This window comes from Geomonas sp., from assembly GCF_035254065.1.
In the GTDB taxonomy this organism is placed as follows: domain Bacteria; phylum Desulfobacterota; class Desulfuromonadia; order Geobacterales; family Geobacteraceae; genus Geomonas.
This window is the reverse complement of sequence record NZ_DATFBA010000346.1, coordinates 1-3,122: the sequence shown is the minus strand read 5'-3', so window position 1 is coordinate 3,122 and position 3,122 is coordinate 1. Positions and strand designations below refer to the sequence as shown.

At 60.7% G+C, this 3,122-nt stretch carries 3 protein-coding genes; all 3 read right to left on the bottom strand.

Translation table 11 applies throughout. From position 1 onward, the window contains the following. Positions 1-50: 50 nt before the first annotated feature. Entirely contained in the window at positions 51-722 is a 672-nt protein-coding gene (cysE, locus tag VJ604_RS16190) for a serine O-acetyltransferase (RefSeq protein ID WP_324084327.1), read from the bottom strand. 197 nt (positions 723-919) lie between these two features. Further along, positions 920-1,789: a tRNA (adenosine(37)-N6)-dimethylallyltransferase MiaA gene (miaA, locus tag VJ604_RS16185; RefSeq protein WP_324084325.1), complete on the bottom strand. Its 870-nt coding sequence runs from the start codon at positions 1,787-1,789 to the stop codon at positions 920-922. Positions 1,790-1,881: 92 nt separating this feature from the next. Next, positions 1,882-3,122: S41 family peptidase (locus tag VJ604_RS16180; protein ID WP_324084323.1), on the bottom strand; the 1,241-nt coding region annotated here is incomplete at its 5' end.

The window sequence follows — 3,122 nt, the reverse complement described above, 5'->3', positions numbered from 1 at the left end:
GATAAAGGGGGGACAGGGGGGATTGCCTGTAGCAAGGCGGGCGGCTTTTTTCAGCACCCGACCTTCTGCTTGAGCGCCTCGTGCTCCTTGGCGAGGGCGTTGTACTTCCTCTCCAGTTCCCTGATCTGGTCGAACAGGCAGGAGATCGCCTTGGCCTCGGGGTCCGGCATCTTGCCGTGCTCCAGGTCGATCCGCTCCTGCGGCTTTTCGGTCGCCATCACCACCCGTCCCGGGATGCCCACCACGGTGGAGTTGGGGGGCACTTCCTTCACCACCACCGAGTTGGAGCCCACTTTGGAGTCCTTGCCGACCGTGAAGGGGCCAAGCACCTTGGCGCCGGATCCGATCACCACGTTGTCCGCCACGGTCGGGTGGCGTTTGACCTTCTCCCAGCTCACCCCGCCCAAAGTAACCCCGTGGTAGAGGGTGACGTTGTCGCCGATTTCGGCGGTTTCACCGATCACCACCCCCATGCCGTGGTCGATGAAAAACCCCTTGCCGATGGTGGCGCCGGGGTGAATCTCGATGCCGGTAAAAAAACGGCCGAAGTGGGAGGTGAGGCGGCCGAGAAACCAAAACTCCTTGGTCCAGAACCAGTGGGCGACCCTGTGGAACCAAACCGCGTGCAGACCGGGGTAACAGAAGATCACCTCCAGCGTGCTGCGCGCTGCCGGGTCCCTGTCAAATACCGCCCTGATGTCTGCCCTCAATCTCCGAAACATGGTTGCCTCCACGGTCTTAATAGTTCGTCTTTACAAGCTGTTTTTCGGCTTAACCGAAACTGTCAGCTTTTTTTCGTAACATACCACACTGTTTGCGTCAACTATAAACAACGCCGCAGCAAAACAAAGGACCAAAAAGATTCATCCTGTCCTTTTTTCGGGTAATCGGTTGCTTCCGCCGTCATTGGGTCCAGCTGTTAGCAGGATTTGTTTATCACTTCCAGCGCTTCCGCAAGCGGGTCGCCTGCGCCCTCCAGCCAGTGGATGCGCACCCCGTTTTTCTCCATCCTCCTGAACCAGTTCTCCTGTCTCTTCGCGAAGTCGTGGATGGCGCTGTTAAGTTTCTGGAAGAGGTCGTTTCGGGAGAGCTCGCCCTTCAAGTGCCGGGCCACGAAGCGGTACTCAAGCCCGTAGAATTCCAGCTGGTCCCAGGGGACTCCCTCGGCGTGGAGCCGTTGCACCTCCTCGATCATCCCGGCTGCCAGGCGATCCTTCAGGCGTCTGGTGATCCGCTCCCTGATGACGGCTCGGTCCCAGCGAATCCCGAGGATCAGCGGCCGGATGTCCGGCCACGCCTCGCTTTCCTGGGGCGGAAATTCCGCGATTTCGATGGCCCGGATCAATCTGCTGCGCTCGGTTAGGTCCGTGCTGTTGTGAAGGCGCGGATTGGCAAGCCGCAGCCGGTCGGCCAACTCGGTCATGGAAAGCGGAGCCAGTTGACGGCGGAGCTCATGGTTCTCGGGGACAGATGTGAGGCGGTACCCGCGCAACACGCAGTCCAGGTACATGCCCGTTCCCCCGACCAGCAGGGGGAGCCTGTGGCGGTGGGAAATGTCGTGAAAGGCCTTGAGGAAGAGAGTCTGGAATTCGAAGAGGTTGAATTCGTGACCGGGGTCAGCCGTGTCGATGAGGTGGTAGGGGATCTCCTGGTACTCGTGGAGGTCTTTGCCGGTGCCGATATCCATGCCGCGGTAGACCTGGCGTGAATCAGCCGAGATGATCTCTCCGCCGAGCCGTCTGGCCAGTTCCACCCCCAGCCCCGTTTTCCCGGAGGCGGTAACCCCCAAAATAACGAGTAGGTTGTATCGTTGAGAATCTTCGTCCCCGAGGTCCCCCCCTTGATAAAGGGAGGACAGGGGCGATTGCTTTTGAACCGGCCTCACCGTCCGCTGGCCTTCAGAAGATTGACACCTTTCAGCAGGTCGAGCGCGCGGGAGAGCTGATTATCCCTCTGCAGGATCTCCTGCTCGCTGAGCTCCGTCTTAGTGGAAGGCTTAACCGTCTTGGTGTCAGCAGGTTTGCTGCGCTCTTTGTTGTCTTTGCTGTCTTTGCTGTCTTTGCTGTCTTTGCTGTCTTTGCTGTCTTTGGTGTCTTTGGTGTCTTCCGTGGTGGGAACGGCTTGCATGTGCCCGTCCAGATCTTGCTCCCGCACGTCCGGCGTCTTCTCGGCGATCACCTTGGCAGGTTTTTTCTCGAAAGGGACCACGATGTCGGGGGTGATTCCCTTGGCCTGGATGGAGCGGCCGTTGGGGGTATAGTAGCGGGCGGTGGTGAGCTTGAGGCCGTCGCCGTTGTCGAGGGTAATGACGGACTGCACGCTCCCCTTGCCGAAGCTCTGGGTCCCCATGATGACTGCGCGCTTGTGGTCCTGCAGCGCGCCGGCGACGATCTCTGAAGCCGAGGCGCTCGCGCCGTTGATCAGTACCACCATCGGGTAGAGGGGCTCCTTATCGTTGACAAAGGCGGTCAGTATGCGGTCTGAGGATGCCTCGCGTCCCTTGGTCGTCACGATCAGGCCATTGGAGAGCCCCTTTCCGATGAAGCGGTCGGCCACCAACACGGCCTGGTCGACCAGACCGCCGGGATTGTAGCGCAGATCGAGGATCAGCCCGGAGAGCGGTCCGCCGTTATCGGCCGCCAGCGTCTTCAGCGCTCGGGCGAAATCCTCGCCGGTCCGCTCCTGGAACTCCGCGATGCTCACGTACCCGTAGCCCGGCTCCAGTAGTTTTGCCTTCAGGCTCTTGGTCTTGATGATGGCGCGCGTCAGGTGGAAGGTGAGGGGAGGGGAGCCGCTTCTTAAGATGCCCAGGGTGACCGAGGTGCCGGGGGTGCCGCGCATCTTGCTCACGCATTGGTTGATGGAAAGCCCCTCGGTCGGCTTGCCGTCGATGCGCCAGATATGGTCGCCCGCCAGGATGCCGGCCCGGGAGGCGGGGGTGTCCTCGATGGGGGCGTTCACCATCAGCTTGCCGTCGCGCATGTCCAGTTCGATCCCCAGGCCGCCGAACTCGCCCGCCATGTGGACTTTCATTTCGGAGTAGTCAGTGGCGGGGAGGTAGGAGCTATGGGGGTCGAGGGCAGCCAGCATGCCGTTGATGGCGCCGGTCATCAGTTTCTTGT

Bases quoted from the DNA above. Each gene is read 5' to 3' on its own strand.
- cysE (WP_324084327.1), bottom strand. From the start codon at position 722: ATGTTTCGGAGATTGAGGGCAGACATCAGGGCGGTATTTGACAGGGAC.